This window comes from Faecalibacterium sp. DFI.5.82, from assembly GCF_029076575.1.
In the GTDB taxonomy this organism is placed as follows: Bacteria; Bacillota; Clostridia; order Oscillospirales; family Ruminococcaceae; genus Faecalibacterium; species Faecalibacterium duncaniae.
The window spans coordinates 1-298 of record NZ_JARFIS010000832.1 but is presented as its reverse complement, the minus strand read 5'-3'; the positions used below and the strand labels follow the sequence as shown (position 1 = coordinate 298).

Below are 298 nucleotides of genomic sequence, written 5' to 3'. Positions count from 1 at the left end.
TTTTTCAGTTCAAACATATTTTTCCCCTCACCCGTAGTTACTTATCTTATGTTTCGCACTTGTTATTTTTTCAGCGCCTTGAATCCAGAACGTATAATGGAAATGTCTTTTTCCGCCGTTTTTATTACGCTCGAACTGACTCCCGCACCTATCGCATCTTCCATTGCATCCAGGCTCTTATTCGTATAGATATAATGCTGTATATCCAGACAGACCGCCCGGACCGTAGCCGTAAATTCCCGATAAGGACTCTGCCCAAAATACTTCATTGCAAATCCAAACGGGTTTTCATACTGTG

At 41.9% G+C, this 298-nt stretch carries 1 protein-coding gene; it reads right to left on the bottom strand.

Features of this window, described 5'->3' with window-relative positions; all coding sequences use genetic code 11:
• Positions 1-62: 62 nt before the first annotated feature.
• A partial coding sequence (locus P0G09_RS19115; RefSeq protein ID WP_275253459.1) for a hypothetical protein occupies positions 63-298 on the bottom strand: 236 nt, incomplete at its 5' end.